The 5,903-nt window shown below is 72.3% G+C and carries 4 protein-coding genes and 1 pseudogene; 1 reads left to right on the plus strand and 4 read right to left on the minus strand.

Features of this window, described 5'->3' with window-relative positions; all coding sequences use genetic code 11:
* From IEY93_RS39060 to IEY93_RS36695, 3 genes and pseudogenes are all read right to left on the minus strand, one after another.
* Positions 1–261 (minus strand): annotated as a pseudogene (locus IEY93_RS39060) (hypothetical protein); the annotation flags it as partial.
* A 97-nt stretch (positions 262–358) separates the two neighbouring features.
* Positions 359–2,077 carry a carbohydrate-binding protein gene (locus IEY93_RS36690; protein ID WP_189167773.1) on the minus strand — a complete coding sequence of 573 codons (1,719 nt, stop codon included), beginning with the start codon at positions 2,075–2,077 and terminating at the stop codon, positions 359–361.
* Positions 2,078–2,219: 142 nt separating this feature from the next.
* Positions 2,220–4,223, minus strand: a complete 2,004-nt coding sequence (locus IEY93_RS36695; RefSeq protein WP_189167774.1) for a glycoside hydrolase family 127 protein — start codon at positions 4,221–4,223, stop codon at positions 2,220–2,222.
* Positions 4,224–4,510: 287 nt separating this feature from the next.
* Between IEY93_RS36695 and IEY93_RS36700 the strand changes: the two genes are divergently transcribed.
* Positions 4,511–5,545, plus strand: coding sequence for a LacI family DNA-binding transcriptional regulator (locus tag IEY93_RS36700; protein ID WP_203969206.1), 1,035 nt, complete (start codon positions 4,511–4,513; stop codon positions 5,543–5,545).
* Positions 5,546–5,675: 130 nt separating this feature from the next.
* Here the strand turns inward: IEY93_RS36700 and IEY93_RS36705 are convergent.
* Positions 5,676–5,903 (minus strand): RICIN domain-containing protein (locus tag IEY93_RS36705; protein WP_189167775.1); only part of this gene is annotated, 228 nt, incomplete at its 5' end.

Genomic DNA, 5,903 nt, shown 5'->3' on the forward strand with positions numbered 1-5,903 from the left:
CGTATCGAACCCCGCCCGCTTCACCGACACCCCCGCCTGAGAGCCACACCCCTGCAGCAGCTTCACCCAGTCAGAAGAATCATCGAACTGCGGATACGGATCCCAGATGGTGTACGTACCGCCACCGGCCTGCGCCTGGCCGGTATCCGTACCGGAGGAACCGGAGGGGGAGGGTGCGGACGAGCACGCCGCTGCACCGCCCGCCAGCGTGAGGGCGAGGGCCGCGCCCAGGCACCGCCGTCGCATATCGCGTCTTTCCATCGTGTCTCTTCCTTTCGAACGCCGGAGCACCGGCCAGGTCCATCGGTCGCCCCGCGCGGGTTCGCACGGTCAGGATGCGAACCCGCGCGCGGACACATCAGGTGAGCTGGATGTAGTCCAGCTCCGCGTAACCGGTGCCGCCGGCGAAGCCGGGCGAGCCCTTGGCCAGGCGGATCACGTTGTAGCCCGCCTGCAGGGTGACGCTGGTGTTCACCGTCGCGCCGAACTGTCCCCAGGCGGAGGTCGGCGGATAGCTGACGGTGCTCCAGGCGCCGCCGTTGGCGGCGAGACCCTGGGTGGAGGTCGCCCCGGTCGCGTTGGCGTAGCCGATGGTCATCGTGTACGCGCGGGCCGTGGGCACGTTCACCACGAAGTCCACGTAGCTGTCGGTACGGTGTGTGCTGGTGTTGTTGTCGATGCGCCCGACGTAGCCGCCCTCGGACGCGCTGGAGGCGGTCAGCCGCTGGGCGCGGAACACCGACGCGTTCTCCGCCTCGTACCGCTGCTGGTAGGAGGGCACGCCACTGACCGGCTGGACCACCAGATTGTAGGCGCTCGTGGCCGACATGGTGGGCACCGAGACGTTGATCTCGCCATTGGTGACGGTGTAGGTGCTGGTGGAGATCGTGGTGGGCGCCGTCACCGCGGTGAAGCGGCCATTGGACGGAGTCGACTGCAGCGTCACCCGGACCGAGGAGCCGAGCGCGCCGATGCCGGTGACCCGGACGTTGTTGGTGCCCGACTCGTTGCCGAAGACCACATTGACGATCTTGCGGGTGGCGTCGTAGGCGGCGAAGCCGTCCAGCGCGGTCTGGTTGGCCGGGGTGGTGGTGACCATCCGGCCCGCCATGTCGCCGTACCACTTGTACAGCCACCAGGTGCCGGTGGGCTGGTTGTTGTTGACCACCAGGCCGTTCATCGTGCCGTACTCGTACCAGAACGCCCGGTGCGCCGACTCGACGCCGGTCCGCTCGAACTTGGAGACGTAGCTGGCGACGCGGCCGGGGACGTCCACCTCACTGGTCGCCGCGTACTCGTTGATGGAGATGCGGCGCGGGCTGATGCCGAGCGAGGACTCCAGCGCGCGGTAGTCGGCGATGTTGGCCGCGATGTTGTTCGGGCTGCCCAGTTCGTGCCAGCAGATGATGTCGGGCAGCGTGCTGGTGGCCTTCGCGTTGCTGAGGAACGACGACAGCCAGGTCCGGTTGTAGTAGGCGATGCTCGGCCCGACGATCGGCGTCGAGGTGTCCAGCGCCCGGACGGCCCGGAAGGTGCGCACCCAGCCGTCGTTGAAGGAGCCCGCGGCCGAGGTGTTCCATGTCCAGTCCGGCTCGTTCCACAGCTCCCAGCCGATCACGTTGGTCACCGAGGTCGCGTTCAGCCGGGCGCGGACCATGGTGTCCACCTTGGCCAGCCAGTCGTTCCAGCTCACCCACTGGTAGGGGAAGTTGGGGTAGATGTCGGGCATCCGGATGAACTCACCGGCGCCGACCCGGGTGGCCTGCGGCGCCACCAGCAGCGCATCGCCACCGGGTGGCTGCCCGTTGGGCCGCTGCCCCACCCCGGGGGCGGGCTGGGTCAGGGAGTTGACCTTGAGCGGCAGCAGGGTGGAGTCGGCGGGCCTGCCGTTCTCCGCCAGGCCGTACAGGCCGCCCGCCGCGACGTGGGTCACCGGCCGGAACGGCTGGGCCACGTTCACCGTGAGGGTGCTCCCGGCCGCCTCGGCGGGGGCGAGCGGGACGAGTCCGCCGAGTCCCGCGGCGAGCAGCGCCGTGGTCAGGCCGATCGCGCGCGGGATCATTCGGGGTCTGCGCATGAACTACCTCGCTGTTTCTGATGCTCAGATGGGGGGTGAGCGGGAGGTGGCAGGGGACCGGCCCGCCCCGAACCGGCGCAGCGCCGCGGGCGGTCCCACTCAGGCGGGCCGTGCCGGTGCGCACCGGCACGGCCCGCCGCGATCATCCGGCGGTGGCGAGCGGAATCCAGACCCGCATCGGGCCCTCGGTCCGGTTGCCCCACAGGAAGTACGGCACCGCGGTGAGCGTGAGCGGCGCGCCCGCCCGCTCACGCTCGGCACCGGCGGTGTAGAGGTCCTCCCCCGCGTCGGCGAGTACGCCGCGCGCTTCGAGGACGACCGGGATGCCGGGCAGGTCCGCCCAGCGGGTGGCCGTGATCGGCGCGGCCGGGTCCAGCCGCACGTCCTCAAGGACGGCGCCGGCGGGCAGGTCGGCCTGCTCGACGCAGTACACCAGGGGCCCGCGCGCGAGGGTGACGCATCCGCGGACGGCGTCGACGCGCGGGTGCGCGCTCACCTGCCGTACGGGCATGCCGAGGTCGAGGACGACGCGCGTGCCCGGGGTCCACACACGGGTCAGCCGGAGGTAGCCGTCCCGTACCGTGGCCTCGGCCCGCGCGCCGTCCACGCTCACCGTGTGCGCATCGCACCAGCCCGGCACGCGTAGCGCGAGCGTCCACCGGGCGCCGCCCTTCGAGCCCTCACCGTCGATGGTCAGCTCGACCCGGCCCTGCCAGGGGTAGGCGGTGCGCATCTCCACCGCGACCGTCCGGCCGGCCACCGGCACGGTGAGGGAGGCGTCGGCGTACAGGTGGACCTGCAGGCCGCGCTCGTCGGCGGTGGCCAGGTAGCCGGGCAGCGACGCCATGAGGCGGGCGATGTTGGGCGGGCAGCACGCGCACGAGTACCAGGGCAGACGGTGCGTCGTCGCCTCCTCGCCGGAGCCGACGTGCCCGGTGCGCACCTGGAGGGGGTTTGCGTAGAAGAAGTTCCTGCCGTCGGCGGACACCGCGGGGGCGATCGCGTTGAGCAGCACGCGTTCCATCTCGTCGGCGTACCGGGCCCGGCCGGTGGCCAGCAGCAGCCGCCAGTTCCACTGGAAGCTCGCGATGGCCGCGCAGGTCTCGCCGTAGGCGCGCTCCGGCGGCAGCTCGTACGGGTCGCCGTACGCCTCGTCGCGGTGGTGGGCGCCGTGCGCGCCGGTGACGTAGGTCCGCGTGTGGAAGGCGTCGTCCCACAGCCGTTCGGCCGCGTCCAGCAGGGCGAGGTCGCCGGTCTCCACGGCGACGTCGGTCATGCCGGCCAGCAGGTACAGCTGGCGCACGGCGTGCCCGGCGACCTCGCGGGCCTCCCGCACCGGCACGTGGTCCTGGTAGTAGCGGGGGCCGAAGCGGCCCGGGCCGAGCAGCCCCCGGCCGCGCAGGTCGAGGAAGCGGCGGGCCAGGTCGAGGTAGGGCCGGTGGCCGGTGAGCCGGTACAGCTCGGCGAGCGCGGTCTCGATCTCCGGGTGCCCGCACACCTCGGACACCCCGTCCGGCCCGAACCGCTCGACGAGCAGGTCGGCGAAGCGCCGGGCGATGGTCAGCAGGCCGGGCTGGACACCGGCGCGGCCGGCGGCGACCCCGGCCTGGATCAGGTGCCCGGCGCAGTACAGCTCGTGGCTCCACTCGGGCCTGCGCCACCGGGCGTCCGGCTCGGCGATGGTGAAGTAGGAGTTGAGGTAGCCGTCGGGGCCCTGGACGCGGGCCAGCAGCGCGACCGTGTCCGCGGCGAACGCCGCCAGGCGGGTGTCATCGGGAGAGGTGCCGAGCTCCCACAGGGCCGCCTCCAGCGTCTTGTGCACGTCGGAGTCGGCGAACCACATGCCGGCGAACGACTGCTCGCCCTCTCCCGCGGCGGCCAGCAGGTTGCCGATGTTGCCGCTGCCGTGCAGGTTGTCCACGCAGTGCGGCAGCGTCTCCGCGGAGTTGCGCCGCCGCCAGTCGCCGAGCAGGCCCTCAGGCGTCAGGCGCACCTGGTCCAGGCCGAGGGGGCGCAGCGCCGAGACGGCGTCCGGTCCGGGGACGGCCGGCCCGGCGGGGCCCGGCAGGGTGGACGGCGGGGCGGGTTCCGCGGTCCGCGCCACGCCGGGGGCCGCGGGGGCGTCCGACAGTTTCTGCTCGGTCATTCCGATCTCTCGTTTCGAGGGCGTGGAGGTCTCCCCGCGATCGCGGCACACTTTGTCCTGACGGTACGCACGGACCGGGCCGGATGGATCGCCGGGGACCGCGGACGAGGACACCAGGAGGGGGTGGCGTGACCGGAAAGGAAACTAGGAAAACGATTGCCGCCACGCTACCAACGCCCTCCAGGAGGGTCAATAGCATGTTTCCGTGCTGTTACACGGGTGCGGGAGGCGTGGTCCGCCGGGCTATACAGTGAAACAAGGCAACACTGTCGGAAAGCGGAGGAAACGTGGGGAAACTGGAGCGTCACGCCACGATCGCCGATGTCGCGGCGCTGGCCGGGGTGTCGGTCGGCACGGCCTCCAAGGCGCTCAACGGGCGCGGATCGCTCCGCGAGGAGACCCGCAAGCGCGTACGGGACGCCGCCCGGCAGCTCAGTTTCGAGGCGAACGCGGGGGCGCGCAGCCTGCACTCGGGCCGCACCTACACCGTTGGCATGATCACCACGGACACGATCGGCCGGTTCAGCATCCCCGTCCTGATGGGCGCCGAGGACGCGCTGGGCGCCGGGGAGATGTCGGTCTTCCTCTGCGACGGGCGCGGCGACCCCATCCGCGAGCAGTACTACGTCAAGACCCTGCTCAGCCGGCGGGTCGACGGCATCATCGTGACCGGCCGGCGCACCGAGGCGCGGCCTCCCATCGGCGTCGGCCTCCCGGTGCCCGTCGTCTACGCCTTCATCGCCTCGGCGGACCCCGCCGACTGCTCGGTCGTCCCCGACGAGGCGGGCGGCGCGCGCAAGGCGATCGACCATCTGCTCGCCATCGGGCGCACCCGCATCGCGCACGTCACGGGGCCCGAGCACCACAACTCCGCGCAGGTGCGCGCCGCCGCCGCCGTCGAGCGCCTGGCCGAGGAAGGCTTGTCCCTCGCCATGCCGCCGCTGTTCGGCGGCTGGAGCGAGATGTGGGGCCGCCAGGCCGTCGGCCTCCTGCTCGCCGGTCAGGCGGAGTTCGACGCGGTCTTCTGCGGCAGCGACCAGATCGCCCGCGGCGTCTGCGACGCCCTGCGGGCCGCGGGGCGCAGAGTCCCCGAGGACGTCGCCCTGGTCGGCTTCGACAACTGGGACGTGATGACCGAGGGCGCTCAGCCGCCGCTGACCAGCATCGACATGAACCTCGAAGGGCTCGGCAGGTCGGCCGCCGAGAAGCTCCTCGCCGCGATCAACGGCGCCCCCTCCCCCGGCCGCCACGCCATGCCCTGCCACCTGGTGGTACGCGAGTCGACCACCGTCCCCTTCCCGCCCCTCGCCCCCGCAGGCTGAAGATCTTCTACGGCGGCCCGCGGCCACTGGAGCCCTGGGCGTGCGGGCGCCCCGCCACCCCGGCACGCGCCGGCCCGGGCCCGGCCGCCATCGGCGGCCGGGCCCGGGCCTTGGGGGGAGCGGAGCCAGGTCAGACCGTGGTGATGGTCCACTGCAGGTTGGTGCTGGAACCCACCGCCCACAGCTTCACGTTGGCGCCGGCGGTGGTGGAGCCGCCGCTGTCCAGGGCGGTGCCGGTGCCGCGGTTGACGATCTGGTAGCGGCCGTTGCCCATGTCGTTGAGCCGCCACTGCTGGTTGTTGCCGCCGTTCCACGCCGCCTGCTTGCAGAGGGCGCCGTTGGCGGTGTCGCCCCAGCT

The organism is Sphaerisporangium melleum, assembly GCF_014646695.1.
Lineage (GTDB): Bacteria > Actinomycetota > Actinomycetes > Streptosporangiales > Streptosporangiaceae > Sphaerisporangium > Sphaerisporangium melleum.

Coding starts and splice junctions, on each gene's coding strand:
- IEY93_RS36690 (WP_189167773.1), bottom strand. CDS start 2,077: ATGCGCAGACCCCGAATGATCCCGCGCGCGATCGGCCTGACCACGGCG.
- IEY93_RS36695 (WP_189167774.1), bottom strand. CDS start 4,223: ATGACCGAGCAGAAACTGTCGGACGCCCCCGCGGCCCCCGGCGTGGCG.